At 41.1% G+C, this 19877-nt stretch carries 11 protein-coding genes; all 11 read left to right on the forward strand.

Annotated features, from left to right (window positions below; genetic code table 11):
• The first annotated feature begins 40 nt into the window (after positions 1-40).
• The 11 genes from F580_RS0111960 to F580_RS0112010 all read left to right on the forward strand — a co-directional run bounded on the left by F580_RS0111960 (position 41) and on the right by F580_RS0112010 (position 19608).
• Positions 41-1642 (forward strand): ethylbenzene dehydrogenase-related protein, encoded by a 1602-nt coding sequence (locus tag F580_RS0111960; RefSeq protein WP_026301406.1) that lies wholly within the window; start codon positions 41-43, stop codon positions 1640-1642.
• A gap of 10 nt (positions 1643-1652) precedes the next feature.
• On the forward strand, positions 1653-2276 hold the full coding sequence (locus F580_RS0111965; protein ID WP_040357177.1) for an Lcl C-terminal domain-containing protein: 624 nt from the start codon (positions 1653-1655) through the stop codon (positions 2274-2276).
• 400 nt (positions 2277-2676) lie between these two features.
• Positions 2677-3630, forward strand: a complete 954-nt coding sequence (locus F580_RS0111970; RefSeq protein ID WP_019027974.1) for a ThuA domain-containing protein — start codon at positions 2677-2679, stop codon at positions 3628-3630.
• A 140-nt stretch (positions 3631-3770) separates the two neighbouring features.
• A complete protein-coding gene (locus F580_RS0111975; RefSeq protein ID WP_019027975.1) occupies positions 3771-6374 on the forward strand; it encodes a DUF7133 domain-containing protein in 2604 nt (867 codons plus the stop codon).
• A 255-nt stretch (positions 6375-6629) separates the two neighbouring features.
• Positions 6630-7394: a hypothetical protein gene (locus tag F580_RS0111980; protein WP_019027976.1), complete on the forward strand. Its 765-nt coding sequence runs from the start codon at positions 6630-6632 to the stop codon at positions 7392-7394.
• Complete coding sequence (locus F580_RS0111985; protein ID WP_019027977.1) at positions 7355-7654, forward strand: hypothetical protein; 300 nt, start codon at positions 7355-7357, stop codon at positions 7652-7654. Before F580_RS0111980 ends, F580_RS0111985 begins: the two co-directional genes overlap by 40 nt.
• A gap of 176 nt (positions 7655-7830) precedes the next feature.
• Positions 7831-9438 carry a sulfatase family protein gene (locus tag F580_RS0111990; protein ID WP_019027978.1) on the forward strand — a complete coding sequence of 536 codons (1608 nt, stop codon included), beginning with the start codon at positions 7831-7833 and terminating at the stop codon, positions 9436-9438.
• Positions 9439-9550: 112 nt separating this feature from the next.
• Entirely contained in the window at positions 9551-11269 is a 1719-nt protein-coding gene (locus tag F580_RS0111995; RefSeq protein ID WP_019027979.1) for a hypothetical protein, read from the forward strand.
• Between the two features lie 499 nt (positions 11270-11768).
• Entirely contained in the window at positions 11769-14387 is a 2619-nt protein-coding gene (locus F580_RS24425; RefSeq protein WP_019027980.1) for a beta-galactosidase, read from the forward strand.
• 90 nt (positions 14388-14477) lie between these two features.
• On the forward strand, positions 14478-14822 hold the full coding sequence (locus tag F580_RS26885) for a PEP-CTERM sorting domain-containing protein (RefSeq protein WP_019027981.1): 345 nt from the start codon (positions 14478-14480) through the stop codon (positions 14820-14822).
• Positions 14823-15588: 766 nt separating this feature from the next.
• Positions 15589-19608, forward strand: coding sequence for an immunoglobulin-like domain-containing protein (locus tag F580_RS0112010; protein ID WP_019027982.1), 4020 nt, complete (start codon positions 15589-15591; stop codon positions 19606-19608).
• The last annotated feature ends 269 nt before the right edge of the window (positions 19609-19877 follow it).

Here is a 19877-nt window from a genome sequence, read left to right on the forward strand (position 1 = left end):
GGCTTAGTTCAAAATCCATCTACAATAGAAGCGGTAACAAATGAGACTGAATCTTTCTTGGGTATTTATGCATACCCTATTGATGCTACTCGTCGTCATTAATTTACTGACCGGTTTTCGTATTGCTGCGGTTCACCGACCCGAAGTGTTGTTGTGGTCTGGCTTTCTCCCGCAAGGAAGTTTACATTCATTGCATTTCAGTATGGGGGTAACTTTATTAACCTTGGCATTGACATATGGTTTTTACCGTTTGTATCGCCAGCGTTTCTTAACGAGCTCAAAGCGTGTTGGTACCCAAAGCAAATATCATAAATTAATCATCTTATTAGGCTATACATGTCTGTGCTTATTATTATTGAGTGGTTGCTTTCTTTATCTGGGTAGTTTTTTTTATCAGGGAATGATACCGACAGGTTTTGTACTCAATAGCCATTATGTGGCCGCGCTTGTTTTGCTAGTTTATATACCTTTGCACGCTGGCAGTTATTTTGTGCAATATGGTATTGAGATATTTTCTACAATTTTTATTGCATCGAAGCAAGCACGTTTTGCTAATATCACCTTTATTTTCGGCAGCTTACTATTGGGTAGCGCGTTATTTTTATTGCTCGCTAAAAAAGCACCGCAAGCATTAATAGTGCATCAGGTGGAACTATCGCAATACATTAACATTGACGGCTATGCTAATGAAAAAATTTGGGCAACTATTAAGCCGCAAGTTATACATACTTTTGGCGGAGCCAATTTTAACAATGGCAGTACGGATGTACGGGTTAAAGTGCTGCAAAATGGCATTGACGCTTTTTTTAATATCAGTTGGGACGATACAAGTGAGAGCCTTAACCACCTGCCCATTCAGAAAACTAAAGCAGGCTGGCTAGTGCTCGAGAATGGTTTTTATCAGTTTGATGAGAAAACATACTACGAAGACAAATTTGCTATAATTATTTCAAATAACTGCGATTTTGCTGCTGCAGGTACTGCGCACTTAGGCCCTAAACCTTTAGCCGACAAACCGCCAAATTGGCATGGCAAAGGCTATCACTATACCTCGGATAAAAATACCACTGACCAAAGCATTGTTGATTTATGGCAATGGAAGGCTGTTCGTACCAATAACATGATGATAATGGATGATAATTTTATCGGTGCCCCGGTCAAGGTTCGTGCTGGCAAACGTCGTTATGCCGCAGGTTATCAAACAGATCCCAAGCTATCGGGTGCCTATTTAATGAATTGGCAGTGGTATAAACCTAATGGAATTGTGCCTAAGCGCATCCCGTTAGATACTTTGGTACTGAAAACAACGGGCAATCATTTACCCGCTGATAAATTATTGCCCTTCCTTGATTGGGATGACATAAAACCCTATAAAGCGGAATACGACTCTTTTGCTATTGGCGCTACCTTGCCATCGGTGCTTTATGCGACTAACAGTTTCGAGGGCGACCGCGCCGATGTTAGGGCATTCGCACGATGGCACGATGGCCAATGGACCCTTGAACTTAGCCGAAAATTAGTAACAGGATCTCAGTACGACGTCCCACTGCAAGAAAATGTTTGTCTTTGGTTTGCCGCTTTTGATCATAGTCAAACGGCTCATACTCGCCATGCAAGACCCTTGCAATTAAAGTTTAACTAGGAAGTTGACCATGTTCCTCAGGATGATTATATTACTGATGTTTATCGTCGCCATAATCATGGCGGCATACAAGGTAAATCAAATCAAACCAAACGCGACAGTGAGTCAATGGGTAAAGCTTAATGCTAGCGGGGTGGCTATTGCTAATTGGGCTGGACCTTGGTCTTGTATTTTAGATGAAAATACCGGCTTGATTTGGGAAAATAAAGATAACAACGAAGGTATTCACCATGGTAATTGGACTTACTCCTGGTCTAACGGACAAGGCCTAGGTGTTGAAGATAAGGGCACTTGCAGTTTTAACAACTTTCATTGTGATAGCCAAGACTTAATTCGACGAGCTAGGCTAGAAAAAACGTGTGGGCTAAGCCAATGGCGACTGCCTACAGCTAAAGAACTCAGCACTTTATTCAACCATACCCCTCCTGTGGGCGAGCCGATCATAGATATTGACTTTTTCCCGTACACACAACGTAGCGACTATTGGACAGCTGAAAGCCGTCAGACCCTAACAGGGTTTTATCATTTTTTAGGAGAAGGCGCAATTACCTTAGATTTTAGACAGGGCGATAAAACAGTAACCCCTTATCGGAATGCGGCTTATGTTAGGTTAGTGACCAGCGAACAGGAATAACTTAATACAAATATTACCAGCCAACCTGAGCTCATTTTATGTCGGTAAAACTTAAGTTGCAGCGATCAATACTTAGCTTAATTGAGGCGAAGTTTTAAATTTTTATTAGGGTTTTATTTGCCTAGACACTCTATTAAATGAATAAACAACAATAGTTAGCACTAATTGATTACCAAAAGGTACTCTCTTAAAAAAAACAATAACTAAGGTGTTAGCTTTGTTGCTAATATTTTTGTGCAGATAAATTATTGCAAATTTCTGCGCACGCTCAAGAAGTAGGTGAGCCCAAGGTAATCTCAGGAAAACAGGAACAACGTGAGAATTTGATCAATCAATAGACTGAACCAGTATTGCTAATAATCTACACTGAGAAATCAGTTAGGAAAAAAGGATAATTTATTTGAAAAAGCTTAATATTTTAACAACCTTAATGTTCTGTACCTTGTCTATGGCGGGGAACAGTTTAGCCGCTAAACCGGCTTTGTCAGCCTTGATCATCGATGGACAGAATAATCATAGGATCTGGCCAAAATCGACAGTAATGATGAAAAATTATCTTGAAGAAACTGAGCTATTTGAGGTTGATGTTTACCGCACTAAGCCAACCTGGCGAGGCCACAAACATCCTGATTACTATGCTATGCATAGTGGTAAAGCACAATTTAATGTTAAAAGTCCTGAGCAAGACAAAACTTTTTCGCCAAATTTTTCAGATTATGATGTCGTTATTTCTAATTTTGGCTGGAAAACTGCCGAGTGGCCCGCGGCCACTAAACAAGCATTTGAACAGTATATGAAAAATGGTGGCGGTTTTGTCAGTGTGCATGCAGCCAATAATGCTTTTCCTAATTGGCTGGAATATAACAAGATGATTGGCGTTGGAGGTTGGGGCGGCCGCACTGAAAAAAATGGCCCGCATCTTTATTATAACGATGCAGGCGAATTGATTCGCGATAAAAGTAAAGGCAAGGCCGGCGGCCACGGTAAACCGTTTGAGCTACCGCTGGTTAAACGCAACGACCATCCTATTTTGTCAGGCTTACCTGCAAAGTGGATGCATACAAAAGATGAATGTTACGGCAAGTTACGTGGCCCTGCAGAAAACTTGACGATACTAGCAACCGCGAATTGTAAAAAAGGCAAACAAGAACCCATGCTTATGGTGATTAACTATGGTAAAGGCCGTATTTTCCACACCACCTTAGGTCATGATGAATTGGCAACGAGTAGTGTTGGTTTTATCACCACGTTGCAACGCGGTGCCCAATGGGCAGCAACCGGAAAAGTAACCCAGGCGATACCGACTGACTTTCCCACGGCTACAAATGCTACAGTAAGAACGTTTAAAAAATGATCGTTGAACGGTAACCATCATTGATGATAATGCCGTTTAATACGTTATTTTATTACTCTATACCATGAGTATATACCATGGGTATATATACTCATTTATTAATAGTAATCTAGTTATATTCAAGAACATAAGGTTAAAAAATGCCAATTACTTTAACAAAAAAGCTAGCCACATTTTCGCTCATCTCAGTATTAGTGACGTTACCTGTCTCAGCTAAAAAGGTTCAGCCCGAGTTTGATGCAGAGCTACACAATAAAATCTTGCCCATGTCAGCAGAAGACAGCCTGAAAACGATGATATTGCAAGACGGTTACCGTATGGAAATTGTCGCAGCCGAGCCTTTAATCGAAGAGCCTGTTACTATGGCGTTTGATGGCAATGGCCGCATTTATGTCGCCGAAATGCTCACTTATATGCAAGATGCCGAGGGTACCGGTACTTTTAAAAGTATCAGCCGAATTAAAAGGCTAGAAGACAAGGATGGTGATGGACTATTTGAAAGCTATACTATCTTTGCCGATAATTTATTATTACCCCGGATGATTTCCACCCTCGACGATGGCCGTATTCTAATTCGTGAAACTAATACCAAAGATCTGTTATTACTGACCGACAGCGATGGTGACGGCGTTGCCGATAAGCGTGAGACCGTATACCAAGGTGGCAAACAGGGGGGCAACCTTGAGCACCAACCCAGTGGACTTATCTATTCCCTTGATAACTGGATGTATGTTGCCCGTAGCAAACAACGTTACAAGTATGTTGATGGCAAAGTTCAGACACAGAATATACATGCTGCAGGCGGGCAGTGGGGCTTGGCTCACGACAAGGCAGGACGTCATTATTTTTCCGCTGCAGGTGCACAAAACCCTGTTTTTGGTTTTCAAGCGCCCGTTGTTTATGGCTCAGTTAACATTGCTGGCGAACAGGCTGAAGGTTATAGAGAAGTGTTCCCCATTAGCACCACACCCGACGTCCAGGGTGGGGTGAAAATGCTTCGAGCAGATAATACCTTAAACCACTTTACCGGCGGCGGTGGCCAATCAATTTATGTTGGTGGTCTTTTTGATGATATGGAAGGTGACTATATTATCGCTGAGCCTGTTGGAAATTTGATCCGCCGATCTAAGGTAGTCCGTAGTGAAGGCCACACGGTTATTAGCAATCCCTACCAAGCTCAGCGAAAAGAATTTGTCGTATCAAGTGATGCTAATTTCAGACCGGTATGGACAGATACTGCACCGGACGGTTCATTAATGATTTTAGATATGTACCGCGGCATTATCCAAGAGAGTAACTGGACTCAAAAAGGCTCTTACTTACGCGGAGTCATCGATCAATACGGCTTCGATAAAGTGATTGGTCGTGGGCGCCTGTACCGGATATTTAAAGAAGGGGTACCGCTGTATTCATTACCTAAGATGTTTAACGAAACACCCGCGCAACTGGTTAAGCATTTAAGCCACAAAAATCGCTGGTGGCGCCTTGAAGCACAAAAACTCATTGTGCTTAGCGGTGATCAATCGGTGGTGCCAGCGTTGAAAAGTATTGTCTTAGAAAACCAAAATTCTGATGCCAGAATTCACGCCCTCTGGACCTTAGAAGGTCTTGGTATTGTTGATAAATCGTTATTGATAAAACTGTTTGACGACAACGACAATCAACTTAAAGTGCAAGCGATCAGAGTATCTGAACAATTAATTGCAGATAAAGATATTGCAGCGCATTGGGCTAAACTTGCTAACAGTAAAGATATCGAAGTAGCACAACAAGCGCTGCTATCAGCCTATTACCTGAAAACACAAAACCGTCAACAAATATTGAGTACTGTTAAAGAAAATCATCCTAAGTCAAAGGGTTTTAAAGCCATTGAAACATCAATAAACCAAAGAGCCGCTAAAAAATTAAGACTCGAACAACTGGCTGCTGGCAATAAGGAATTTGCCAAAGCGATGATAGCAGGTGAACACGCCTTTAAAGAAAATTGTGCTAATTGTCATGGAGACGATGGTAAGGGCACTGCCATGGGTAAGGATTTAATTGCCCCCTCTTTTCACAATAACCCTAGAGTTACTGGTAATACTACTTTATTGACTAATCTTGTGACTAAAGGGTTAACCGGTGAAATAGACGGTAAGTCATACGCTGGCGTGATGATGCCATCGATTGCTTCTAACGGTGCTGAGTATGTGGCCAATGTGTTGACCTATATTCGCAATAAATTTGGTAATTTGGCCAGTATGGTGACAGCTGAAGAGCTAGCAAACATCAATAAACTTTCGCCACAACGGACAGCTATGTGGACGCAAAAAGAGTTAGCATTAGCCTTTAATCAAGAAATTGATAATAAAGACCTGTGGAAAGTTAGCTCGAACTTTAAAGCGAGTCAGGGTAAACCGCTGAAAAATCTTCATGATGGTACAAAGGCAATGTTCTCTTCGTCTGTTAACAGAATGGCAGGTGATGCTATTACCGTGGAACTACCAGCAGCGGTTTTCTTAACAGAAATTTATATCGATTTTTTTAAGTGGAACAAAGCGTTTAGTAACTCAAGTAATTATCAAATTTCCTTGTCGATGGATGGTAAAGATTGGACCGTACTTAAAAGAGATAAGAATCTAAAAGACTTTCGTTCTACTCAGGCATTAGGACACCAGGCCAAATTTATTAAGATAACAAATAAAGAAGATAAACGAGAATGGAAAATTACTGAAATCAATCTGTTTGGTCGGACAGGCTCCTAGCCTAAATCATTAAAAAATAAGGATTATGTAATTTAAATTTTGCCTGAAATCGGGTGCTGATTGACTACAGTGCCAGTTTTTTTGCTTGTAACGTTAATATGAGGGTGGATTAACAGATGAAAGTATTGAAATGTATTTAGGTATTAATTTAGGAGCACCAATTGTTCAGCTTTAGTCGTTGTTGGGGGCTCAAGTTATATATTAAGGGGGCAGTCTCCTAATAAAGTCTTTATAAATAACGAAAGCAGAATTAATATGAGCACACAATCAATTAAAAATATTTGTATTTTACTTATGCTGCTTTTTTCGGCACAGACGTATGCCGAAGAAGGTGCAACAACAGTGAGATGGGATGAATCTAAGCCAAAGATGGATATCAAGCTTAAAGAACTCTCTGGCGTTGTCGAATTTGATTCGGATATAAAACGATATGCTCGGCATCATTTTAGTGAAATGTATCATACTCCGACAAATACACTGGTGAGCCCCGATAACGAGAAGATGAAGCATGTCGGTTTTCTGAACTTCTTCCGTGTATTGATCAGTGGCGGCTATTTGACCGAGCTACGAGCGGAAAGTCCGACAGTAAAGAAAGAGAAAGACGGTGTGACCCTTACTTATTCGCCGACAATAAGGCGGCAAGCAAAAGTTACTGTTCGTTTTACTTTTAAGCAACCCAATATTATTGATATGGATTTAGCGGTTGAACCCCTTACTCATTACAATGGTTTTGAAGTTTTGCTTTCTGCTTACCTTGCTAACGGATTTATCTCAGGTGCCTATGTAGCCGACAAAGAATTTAGAAAGCAACCCGGACCTATGCTGCCAGAACAAATACGTATTGTAGATCAACCTATGATTCATGGTGTGTGGCCGTTTTTCCAAGAGACGAAGCTGGAGCCCATTTACTCACTGATGGCCGTCATCAAAAAGGCCGTTTTTTCTGGAGGATGGCGATTGGACGACGTTATGCAATGCCGATGGCATTTTTTAGTAAAGGTGAGCTTGATGTTGTACTAATGGGACGCCCTGAAGACGTATATGCCGTGGGTGCCACCTATCAGGGAAATGCAGAAACCGACAGTATTGCAGCCCATCGCAGCCTCTATTTATCCCTGTTCGGTGCAGACATGGCCGCCGGCAGTGGACGTAGAACACAGATGCGCATGGTGGTTGGTGAATATGGCAGTGATCAGGAAAAGCATACAGCACTTTATGAATCTTTCTTGAGAGAAGTTGAATCTATACCGCGCACATTTCAAATCAATCCAAAGTATTAAGCTTAGCCAAGACACTGTCATTTAGTATTAACTGAAGTGGTTTCAGGACGATAACTAGTTATCTATGGTTTTACGTAGACTATCCAATATTGAATTGAAATAATTTAGGGGGTATTTACCCCTGTAGCGTCTAATACCTAATTGCAAAATATATTTATTACCAAGGATTTTATTTTATGAAAGAAATCATCATTCCGCTTTTAGCGAGCTTGATAAGTCTGGGCAGTTTTGCTTCAACTGAAAAGCAAAACGCATCATTGAATTCCCTCGACATGCCACCTAAACCCACCAATATTTTGTGGATTTACATGGAAGATCAAAATGGCTGGAATAATGCTTATGGTGATTTTACTGTTGCTACACCAAACATAGCAAGTTTTGCTAAAAGCGGTGTACTTTTTAATAATACCATAATGCCTGCGCCAGTATGTTCAGCAACTCGCTCGGCGATAATTACCGGAAAACATCAAGCGGCATTAGGTACCCATCAACATCGTTCGTCACGCAGTACCCGTGCCTCAATATTTTTACCTGAAGGTTATAAAACCGTACCTGAATTATTTAAAGAGGCAGGTTTCGCCACCTTTAATATTGGTAAAGATGACTATAACTTTAAATATGATCGTTCTACCTTATATTCCGAGCACCCGGGACCGGTAGTTGGTTGGGATGGCGGCATGGACGGTGAAAACTTCGATTGGGCAAAAGAATTAAAAAACAAACCATTTTTTGGCCAAATCCAGCTAAAAGGTGGCAAGTGGGGTGCTAAAGCACTCCCTACATTTGGCCTTGAAAAAGTCGACCGCAGTAAAATGAAACTTCCTGCCTATTATCCTGATACTGACACTTACCGTAATGACTGGGCGTTACATTACGAAACTCAAATAGCCTCTGACATAGAGCTAAAACAAATTCTCGGTAAATTGCAAGAAAACGGCCTGCTTGAAAACACCGCGGTATTTTGGTTTGCGGACCACGGTATGGGGTTACCAAGGCACAAACAATATTTATATGAAGACGGCGTACGTGTGCCTTTCATTGTTAACTGGCCAGCAGGTGAGAAATATTTACAACGTTTAGGTAAAAAACGTGATGAACTGATCAGTGGTTTAGACATCCCTGCTACCTCTCTGGCGCTATCGGGCATCGCTATTCCTGATTATTATGATGGTAAAAACTTATTCGCCGATAACTTTAGCGGTCATAAGTATGTCATCTCCGCTAAAGACAAAATGGACTTTACCTTTGACCGAGTGCGCTCGGTACGCTCAAAAGAGTTCCGCTACATCCGTAATTTTTACCCAGAGCGCCCCCATTTACAGGCTAACTACCGTGATGCTCGCCCGGTAATGATTGAATACCGAGCACATGCTAAAGATCCAAACGCTCATCCAGCCTTGAAATTTTTTGGCGCGGTTAACCGTCCGGCAGAAGAGCTATACGACCTAGTTAACGACCGTGACCAACTGGTAAATTTAGCCGATAATTCTGCCTACCAAGCGCAGTTAAAAGAGCATCGTCAAGCATTATTAGACTGGATCGCAGAAGTTGATGACAAAGGTGCATACCCACAATCAGACGCTGCAGTACGTGAAGTTATCGAAATGTGGGGACGTTTTTGTGTAAGCCCTGAGTGTCAAAGCTATCGCGCCCGCAACAAAGATAAACTGGGCTTAACGTTTGAACAAGCGCATCCAAAGGTTGAGTGGCCGCATTACCTTAAAGAGCCCACTGGCCCAGCGTACCAAAAACTGCAATCTGTTCACCGCGTAGATCGTCAATAAGATCTCCCTTGAATAAACTTATGCTGAAATATTCGCGGCGCAGCGAATATTTTAGCGTTCGATAAGTTCTCGCACTTTGCTATTAACCAGAATTAACCAGAGCTCAAAAAATATGAAAAATATAATAATAGGTGTTTTATTTTTATTTAGTTACCAAGCAGTCTTAGCTGCGCCCGTAGCCGATCTACCGCGACCTGATGTTTGGGGGGTATATAGCTGGGCCAACTGGAAGGTTCATAAAATTAATAAAGACAACGCGCCTAATATCAAAGGCTCGGCTGTTATTATGCATTGGAAAAATGTTGAACCGCGTAAAGGCGAGTATCAATGGGATGAACAATTAGGTGAAAAGCTCAAAGCCGCAATCAAAAATGACTTCTATGTGCATATCATGCTTTGGGTGGGTCCTCTGGCGCCCGAGTGGATTTATGATGAAGGTGTGCCTAAGGTAGAGACTGATCGGCAGGTTAATGCCTTAGGCCATAAAACTAACCAAACAGCTGCTCCTTATTATTTCTCACCTGTGTATAAAAAATTATTTTTTAACTTAATTAAAGAGTTTGGCGCTTATGTAAATAGCCTGCCAAAAGAACTGCAAGAACGCATCATTTTTATCCAAAGCGCCGAAGGGTCAACCGGTGATGGCTGGGGCTATAAAGGCAAGCCACTCGAGAAAAAATATTTGATGACCCGTGACGAGTTTGACGAATTTCGCGTTGAAACTTGGGCACACTATAACAAGCATTTCTCCCTACCTATTGTGGTCAATATTGATGGCCATACCTTAAAAAATAATGAAAAGTGGTTGTTCGACAACCTAATGCCAATGGGGGTAAAACAAGGCATGTTTTCCCATGGTTACCACGTAAGTGAAAATAATGCGCGTATCAAAGAGTGGCAGCGCATTAATGAAAAAGCGCAGGCGGCAGGAACGTACATTTTTGCTCGCGGAGAAATGGACAAAGAGCTGAGTGTGATGGGCTGGTCTAAGCAAAATATTCCAGAGGCGCTTTATTGGTCTGCTATTTTTGCTACCCATACCGGTATAGATTTATGGAATGTGCCAAGCGAGCAATTAACCAAACCAGAAAACCAAGCAGCGTTTATTTTCTTTAACCGTTATGCCGGACAACGCCAACCCGCCACAGCGCAATATGCATTCGCTGCTTTACGCCAAGGTTTAGATGCTGGTGATACTAAAACGTTTCCCGAGTCGCGTTTTGGTATAGCTAAGAAAAAGCGCAAAGAACGTTACCAAAAAATAGCCGAAAAATTTGCCGCACAAGGGGCTGTGCAATCAGATATCAAGGCGGCAATGGGCGAAGGTATGGTTAACCGTAAACGTAAAGGGTATAACGATGTTGGTTGGAACATTCCTGCTGGTAACTATGCACGATTTTTAACGCAATTAAACCCAGAACAAACCTCAATGGGCTACTGGCATCAAGGGCCAGCAGAGCAAATATATGGCAGATTTGCCCGCGCCTTTAAGTTGAACAATGGCGAAGGGCAAATGAGTTTTGCCCTACATCAAGATTTTTTCGCCCAGCCTAATACACCCAAAGATGTCACCGTAAGAATAGTGTACTTAGATCGCGGTAAAGGCCAATGGTCGCTCGATTATCAACAAGCAGGTAACAAGCTGCAAACCGTAACTGTACGAAGTGTTACCGTACAAAACCAGGACACGGGTAAATGGCGTAGTAAAGAAATTAAGCTAAACAAGGCGATGTTAAATCAAAGTTTGTCCGGCGCCGATCTTAAGTTAGTTTATCAATCGGGGCATAATACCTTATTTCATTTGGTTGAGCTCAATAGGCAAGGGGATTAGTAGACGATAAAACAACTCAAATAATGAGTTAGGCGAATTTAGTGGAATATTCGCTAAGGAAGTGAGCAGATATGCATCACTACTTATTAACAGCACTAACAATAATCTTTTTACAATAAATACATATGGTGTGGTGGCTGTACCACAGGCAATTAATATGATCCAACAGCATGGTACTGACATGAAGTTCTGCTATGAAAACGACGTTCATCCGAACCAGTATACGGCATTTCGGACATTGAATTTGAAAACGTCTTTAAATGTAATGGTTGGATGTCTCCGATTATCTCAACAAGAGAGAAAAAGAACGAAAACAAGAGTTTAAAATACAAGATGAGTGACTTAATTAACAGTATTATTCGTCAAGCAACTTGACCCCTTAAACTCCGTCCCTGTTAAATGAATTAAGGGTTTATTTGCCCTAGTAGCGTCTAATACATAACGCTAAATATACTCTTACAACAATAAAAGTCGGTACGCCTTCAACGGGAAATTTATAATGAAAAGTAACGAGATTTTAATCGAATTATTTACTTCAAAAGGAAAGATGGGATGGCCACGGGCAGTTGGTAGCAGACTTATCAATGCATTAGTGAATGCATCATCGAATGTAAAATTGATTGCCAAAACAATGATCGCCTTAACAGCAATATCGTTCTCTATTGAGGCGAATGAACAAGTGCCTTCAGCATTACCACTTGATGCTTACGGTGTATGGGACAGATCCGCTATTAGTTTAACTGATGATAAATATTTACACCTTTTCAAAGGTTTGCAACTCGGTTATGACTGGTCTGATATAGAGCCTGTAAACGGTGTTTATGATTGGACACAGTTGGATCAAGAAATTCAATTTGCTTATGATAACGGTTTATATGCCTATTTGTCTGTAAACGCCGGACCTGATTGCCCTGATTGGGTATATAATACCGTGCCTAAAATGCTGACAGATTTTGGAGGTCATGGTTGGGACGGAGATTTTCCTTACTACTATCATGAAGATTACATCACGCATTACAACGATATGATCACCAATCTGGCTACTCATATCGCATCTTTAGAGCCGGAACTTCGTGAAAAAATTGCTTTTTTACAAGTTAAGACAGGTGCTACAGGGGATGAAACGCCATCGCATGGTGTTTATCTTCAGAACAGTCCCTACAAAATAGCTATTAAAGACACTGATTGGCAGAGTTTCAGAATAGCGGCCTTTCAACACCATAAAGAAAAGTTCGTAGATTCAGGTCTCGGGATACCGCTATTGTTCAATAATATCGATGCCGATAAGGACGAACAACGTGCAGCATGGAGATGGGTCAGTAAAAATGTAGGAAGCGGTTTCGGTATAAAAGGCAGTGCCTACGTGCGTGGTCATCATCTTACAGGAGAAGGATATTTAAAAAACAAATGGTACGATAATTTAGTAAACCCGACAACATTACCTTTGTTTTCTCGTTCCGAAATGGACCAGAGTCACACCAGACCTCTTTATTTAATCAATAAGCCCTTAGGGTTTTACTGGGGCGTATTAAGTGGCTTAAATACAGGCTTGTCTGTTTTTGATGTCACAAAGAGTGCGATTGATGCATTAACCGACTATCCAGAAATTATACCATCGCTTGAATTCTTTAATCGTTATGCTCCTGAAATCTATCCGTCAACGACAAAAGGCGCATATTCAATTTTTCATGAAGGGTTAAATTCAGCAGATGCTGTAAAGTTTCCTCCTAGTGAGTATGGCATTAATAGTAAAGCGAAAAGAAGTGATCAACAAAGATATCAAGATATTTGTAACGACTCTGTTTACGCCGCGCGAGGTGCTCAGTGTGATGACCTTTATGGTGCGACTAAAGGACAAGTTTATCAACGTGAAGATCAAACCGGCTATAATGATGCGGGTTGGGATATTCATGATGGCAATTTTGAGCGTTGGATAGAGCAAATCGATCCTGACGGAACGTCCATAGGGCTTTTCAGATTGAATGCTGATGCTCAGGGCTTACTTAATGAAAACAATTCAATCTACGACCGGTTTGCCCGCTCTTTTGATACAGCAAATGACAAAGATACCATGTATTTTAAGTTCCATGAGCACGTTTTTTCAGAAACTGTAGGTCAACCCGATGTCATCACCTTGGAATTGATCTGGCTTGATAAAAACGCCGGTTCAACGTGGGAGCTAAGGTATGATGCAGGTCAAGATAACATCAAAACAGCCCATGCAGCTAAAGGTGATGGTGACAATAAATGGAAAACTATCACAGTAACGTTATCTGATGCTGTGATGAACAATAACGGCCCTAACGGCGCAGACTTTATCTTGGTAAATACGGATGACATAGATGATATTTTTCACGGGTTTGAAGCAAAAATCACCAGAAAGCTTAGCCCTTCAGATGACACTGATGGTGATGGTGTAGCTAACGACGACGATGCATTTCCTAATGACAGTTCAGAATGGCTAGATACTGATGAAGATGGTGTAGGTGATAACACTGACGCTTGTCCCAATGATGCAACAGAAACACTTGATGACGATAATGATGGTTATTGTAATGGCAAAGATGCATTTCCTAATGACAGTTCAGAATGGTTAGATACTGACGGTGATAGTGTTGGCGATAACGAAGATGCTTGTCCCAATGATGCTGATGAAACATTAGATACCGATGGTGATACCTATTGTAATGGCAAAGATGCATTTCCTAATGACCAAGCAGAATGGCTAGATACTGACGGTGATAGTGTTGGTGATAATGCCGATGCATTCCCCGCGGATGCAACAGAGTCAAAAGACAGTGATGGTGACGGTGTTGGTGATAATGGAGATGCATTCCCCGCGGATGCAACAGAGTCAAAAGACAGTGATGGCGACGGTGTTGGTGATAATGGAGATGCTTTCCCAGCGGATGTATCAGAGTCAAAAGACAGTGATGGCGACGGTATAGGTGACAACGCTGACGTTAGCCAACCTTCACCAGCTAAAAGCGGTGGCAGTTTTGAATTTATATCAGTCTTATCACTTTTAGGCTTGGCAATGTTCAGGAATAGAAAGTCCAAGAATAGAAAGTTTAAAGGTAAAAATGTACAAGTGCATATGAAAAAATCACAACGATAGAAGCACTTAAAGCTAAAACAAATTCTCGGCCAATTGGAATAAAATGACCTGTTTGAAAATACTGCGGTATTTTGGTTTTCCGACCGTGGTATGGGGTTACCAAGGCACAAACAATATTTATATGAAGACGGTGTACGTGTGCATTTCATTGTTAACTGGCTAGCAGGCGATAAATATTTACAACGTTTAGGTAAAAAGTGTGATAATACAGGGTGTTTGGGACAAATGTCAGCTGAAAACAAAAACTCAGCTAAAGGGATGTTTATAGAGGATTACCACAATGGTCATAATACGATAAGTGATGATTCCGAAACATCGCTATCCCACGCACTCGTTCGAACCACCCCTCAAGATGTACCAGAGCCTTCTACCTTTGCTATTTTTGCATTAGGAATTATGGGTTTAGTATCACGACGATTGAAAAAACAATCTTAATAATTCAACATTGTTTTATGTGAGAAAACATCAATTATAATGATTGATGTTTTTTTGTTTCTACGATTGGTAATTTATGTTTCTCCATTAGTAAATCACCACCATAGGATACTTATACCAATTTCATTAAATTATTGCTCACTTGTGCTGGTTTAAATACGCCATGTCCGCGTTGCTCTCAATCCCAATACCCATCACACTTCAAGATGCTTATTTGTTTTTCCTATACACAACAAGCAAACTTAGTGAAACTGGTATTAATCCTCTGTTATTTCACCATTTCAGTAACGACACAATATAGTTACACCAATTGAAAAAAATCAAAAGACATTATCGGTCAATTTCATCATGGGGTTATCAATGTAAGATAATGAGATAATTTCACTGTTTATATTAGCGAGCAATCGGCATGATTCACCTACTCGATTATTGACCTTTATGTTGCAATTTAACGAGTTTTATCATTTTTATGGGTATTAGTACCAGCATAAAACTTTATCTCTGTGACGTTTGTTAATTTGGCATAGTTGCAAATAGTGGAAATTAATTTAAGGGTTTTTTACATGTTAGTCAGTCTACCTTATTAACTTGTGTAAATTCACCATGTCTAGGTTGTATGCATTATACCCAGATGTGTTTTAGGGGGCATTAAACCTCTGCTAGCGTAATTAGCTGCTACATAATAAATATTCAATGGCCACAACAACTGAATATTATAGGGCCACAACAAATAAACAATAAACAGATGTATTTAAATGGGGATTACATGAATAACAACATAATAAAATCTGCAGTTTTACTTGCTTTGCTCGGATGCAGTACAGTGGCAAATGCCGACGAATTCAATAATATGAACGGTGTTACTGATGATAAAAATCATGCCGACGTATCACTAACCGTCGTCAATGGCGAATTGTTATTAAACAATACAAGTGATCCAGCAGCGAAAACGAATTGGAAGTTTTCAGTAGCGTTTGACGGCAACCAAACTGGTTTTAATACCGATCACAAAATTTTCTATCGTTACAAACCTGAAAATAATGAACAAAGCTCCAGAGATCATCAAATGAGAGCGCAATGGTACGTGAATGGTACAGATGCTGGTGGAGCCGACATAACAAGGGGCGGTACCCAAGATTGGTTCCCTTTTCAAACTAACGGTGACTGGCAAAATAAACAAGGCGATGGCCATGTATATAAAAGCGCTGACTACAATGAAGTGACATTGACACTTGATTCTGGCACATTACCCGGCGATGTATATACTAGTATACAATTTGCCGAAAAAGGAATATGGATGCATGGTCAGATTTACTTTGATTATATGCGTTTCGGTGGCAACACTCAGGTTTATGCACCGGCTGATATTGAGTTACCAGCAACTACCGCTGGTGGCCTCCCATTCGACGATGCCAGCTTAACAGCTTTCTATGCCGAAGCCTTTGGTTATACAGGTCATACCGATGAAACAGTAACGCATAATGGCGCAACTATTACTGGTGGTACTTTTCCAGTAGGTGATACCACAGTAACCTTTACTGCTGGTTCAGTCACTGCAACAGCGACTGTAACCGTTACTGGCGCTGCAGGTGATACCACAATACCAACGATTAGTTTACTAGGCGATGCAGCAATCACCTTAACGTTTGGTGATTTATACAACGACGCAGGTGCTACCGCAAACGATAATGTTGATGGTGAGATCACCGGTAACATTATACTTACTGGCTCGGTGAATACTTCAGTAGCAGGCACTTACACTTTAACGTATAACGTAAAAGATGCAGCAAATAACGCAGCGGTAACGGTGACACGAGAAGTGACGGTTAATGCCCTCATAGATGTTGACGCTCCGGTCATTTCGTTAATTGGCTTAGACCCCTTTTCGATACAAAAAGGTCAAACCTATACTGACCCAGGTTACAGTGCTATTGATACTGTTGATGGAGATGTTGCCGTTAGCGTGACAGGTACGGTTGATACTAATGTTGCTGCCAGTTACGTCTTAACTTACACTGCCACGGATACTGCTGGGAATGAAGCACAAGTGACACGAACTATCATTGTTACTGCTGGTGATGAAGTTGCGCCGATAATTATGCTGGCAGGTGATAACCCGCTGTTTCTGGAAGAGGGGTCAAATTATACTGAGCCAGGTTACAGTGCTAATGATGCTATTGATGGTGCTGTTGTCGTTAGCGTGACAGGTACGGTTGATACTAATGTCATTGCCAGTTACGTATTAACCTACACTGCCACTGATACTGCAGGGAATGAAGCACAAGCGACACGAACCGTTATTATTTCTTTAAAGGATACTGATGGTGACGGCGTCCCTGATGTGGACGATGCTTTTCCACAAGACCCATTAGAAACTGTAGATACAGATGGTGACGGTATTGGCGATAATGCTGATCCCGATATCGATGGTGATGGCGTATTAAATGAAAATGATGCTGATCCCTATACAGCTGTTTCACAAGCAGATGATCTTGATAGAGATGGTATTGCCGATGATATTGATAGTGATGGTGTAGATATTCTCGATGCCATTTCAGTAATTGAAACTGCGTTGTTAGCCCAAATAGACAGTGCCATCAGTATTGATGCTTCGGCTATTGAAACTGATATTGGCCCAAGTGTTGTTAGCTTTGTTAACGATGCTTTATCAGCGGCTAATGTTAATGGTGTGACGGTAGACAGTATTGTGGGAGATACTAGTAAACGCTCAGGTGCTCATACTGTAACTGTGCAGCTTATCAATACGGTTGGCTCTGAGGTTTCATTTGATGCCTTAATACATATAACCCCAAGTGTTTCTATTCCAGAGAAGGTGTTTGTTTTAGCTAATGAAGAGATAGTTTTTAACCTAGACCTATCTGGTGCGCCGGTATCATATCCAGTAACGCTTACTTACTTATTGGAAACGGTTGAAGCACAGCCCGTTAATATTAAAGAAGGTTTATTGACCCTTGAGCAAGGCGAAACGATTAACCTTGTCCTTCCTGCTCAGTCGCGTGGTGATTACCGTATAGTCTTTACCGAAGGTACTGACAGAAACGCGGCTATTCTAGCGAACGCAACTACGGTGATTTATGCCGAAGAAAATACCCCGCCGGCGATTGATGTCGCGCTATTGAAGGCTGGTCAAGAGGTTACTTTAATTGACCAAACAACAAGCGATGCAGCTATTGCTATCAATATTACCGATGTTGATATGAACACTGAACATACGGTAGTGGTGAATTTAGATGGCGTCGAAATCTTAAATACGCATAACGACATGAACAACCCAGCGGAAGTCATCAATATTGATGCGGCGATATTAGGCGCAGGTGAGCATGAGCTTGTTGTGGTTGTTACTGAGTTATTCACTGAAGAAGAATACAGTGTTACACAAACATCAGCCTTTACGATTGCTGAAGCGTTACCCGTGTTAGCGGATACTAACGACGATGGATCAATTGCTGACAGTGACGGTGATGGAATTTCTGATGCCGATGAAGGCTTTGGTGACGTTGATGGTGACGGTATTGCCGATTACCTTGATGATGCAAACTTAATGAGTAATGAGCAAAAAATTGGTAGTGGTGACAATGCTCTAATAGTTTCGGTTGACGATGGTTTATCTATTAGTATTGGTAACACGCTCAAATCTCTTGAGTCGGGTATGTCAGATGATATCGCAATTGAGGTGACTCGCGAGAACTTCATTAGTGTACTTGAAATATCGGATTTATCGGATGAGAAGCAAATACAGCTTGAACAATCTTTAGCCGAAGTGAAAAGCTTCTTGATGCCGTTAATTGATTTTAAAATTACCGGCGTGAGAGCAGGAGCGACGGCGAATATGATATTGCCACTACCTATGGCACTTACCGCGAAGACTGAATATCGTAAACTTAAAAAGGATGGCTCGTTAATCGCTTTTGATATCAACAATGGTAATGCCATTATGTCAGCAATGAAAGATGCGCAGGGTGAATGTCCGGCAGCAACATCCGATGTTTGGCAAACAGGATTAGTGCAAGGTAACGATTGTGTCAAATTAGCAATAGTAGATGGTGGTGCCAATGATGATGATGGTGAAACCAACGGTGTTATAGTTGACCCAGCGGTAATTGTTGATGTTAACTCAGCGCCAAATGTATCGTTAAATGAACTAAAATCTGTCAACGAAAACACTCAGGTTAACCTCAATGCCAGAGCAGTGGATATTGATGGTGACGTGCAAACCTATATTTGGACACAAACGGCTGGTCAGACGGTTGTCATGTCGGGTGTCGATAGTGATACCTTGACGTTTACCGCGCCTGAAGTCGCAGCTGACGAAACACTGACCTTTACCTTAAGTGTTAGTGATGGTGTTAATGCGACAGTGAAAACGATTAACGTCAAAGTAGTAGCTATAGCAATACTGGACGCAACTTTCGCCTCAAGTGAAGGCACCGTCTCTTTGACAGCAAGCGTAACGGGTTTAGATGATTTTACTCGATATAGTTGGACACAAATAAGCGGTGAAATTGTAATACTTAGTGGAGCTGAAGAAGCGGTAGCAAGCTTTACTGCGGTTAATGTTGCTGGCACCTTGATGTTTAAAGTTACAACCAGTAATGAAAATGGCACCAAAGTGCTCACTAAAACTGTGGAAGTAGACTTAACTGAGACTGGAGTTGCAGGTGAAGAAGCTGAAACTGACAGCAAGAGCGGTGGTAGCTTTGGTATTAACATGATGTTGTTATTAGCTGGTTTTATCGGCTTACGCAGAAAAGTAAAAGCTAAATAGTTCAACTGGTAAATATTGAATAAAAATAGCCTAAATGAAATGCCAGTCAGTAAGTTTGACTGGCATTTTTGTTTGTTTTACTTTGCTTTTGCCAGTAATACCAATGGGTATAATCCCTATTGCTTAATGGCATAGTCCATTTTTTAGATGCTTGCTCAATTACCAAATAAATAGCGTTTACATTGTTGTAACAATATGTTCAAACCTTATTGGTTAATATAAATACATAGGGTGGTACGCCCGAGTGAATTTGAATTAACTTCTCACGT

This window comes from Colwellia piezophila ATCC BAA-637, from assembly GCF_000378625.1.
GTDB classification, from domain to species: domain Bacteria; phylum Pseudomonadota; class Gammaproteobacteria; order Enterobacterales; family Alteromonadaceae; genus Colwellia; species Colwellia piezophila.

Coding starts and splice junctions, on each gene's coding strand:
- F580_RS0111960 (WP_026301406.1), top strand. CDS start 41: ATGAGACTGAATCTTTCTTGGGTATTTATGCATACCCTATTGATGCTA.
- F580_RS0111965 (WP_040357177.1), top strand. CDS start 1,653: ATGTTCCTCAGGATGATTATATTACTGATGTTTATCGTCGCCATAATC.
- F580_RS0111975 (WP_019027975.1), top strand. CDS start 3,771: ATGCCAATTACTTTAACAAAAAAGCTAGCCACATTTTCGCTCATCTCA.
- F580_RS0111980 (WP_019027976.1), top strand. CDS start 6,630: ATGAGCACACAATCAATTAAAAATATTTGTATTTTACTTATGCTGCTT.
- F580_RS0111985 (WP_019027977.1), top strand. CDS start 7,355: ATGGCATTTTTTAGTAAAGGTGAGCTTGATGTTGTACTAATGGGACGC.
- F580_RS0111990 (WP_019027978.1), top strand. CDS start 7,831: ATGAAAGAAATCATCATTCCGCTTTTAGCGAGCTTGATAAGTCTGGGC.
- F580_RS0111995 (WP_019027979.1), top strand. CDS start 9,551: ATGAAAAATATAATAATAGGTGTTTTATTTTTATTTAGTTACCAAGCA.
- F580_RS24425 (WP_019027980.1), top strand. CDS start 11,769: ATGAAAAGTAACGAGATTTTAATCGAATTATTTACTTCAAAAGGAAAG.
- F580_RS26885 (WP_019027981.1), top strand. CDS start 14,478: ATGGGGTTACCAAGGCACAAACAATATTTATATGAAGACGGTGTACGT.
- F580_RS0112010 (WP_019027982.1), top strand. CDS start 15,589: ATGAATAACAACATAATAAAATCTGCAGTTTTACTTGCTTTGCTCGGA.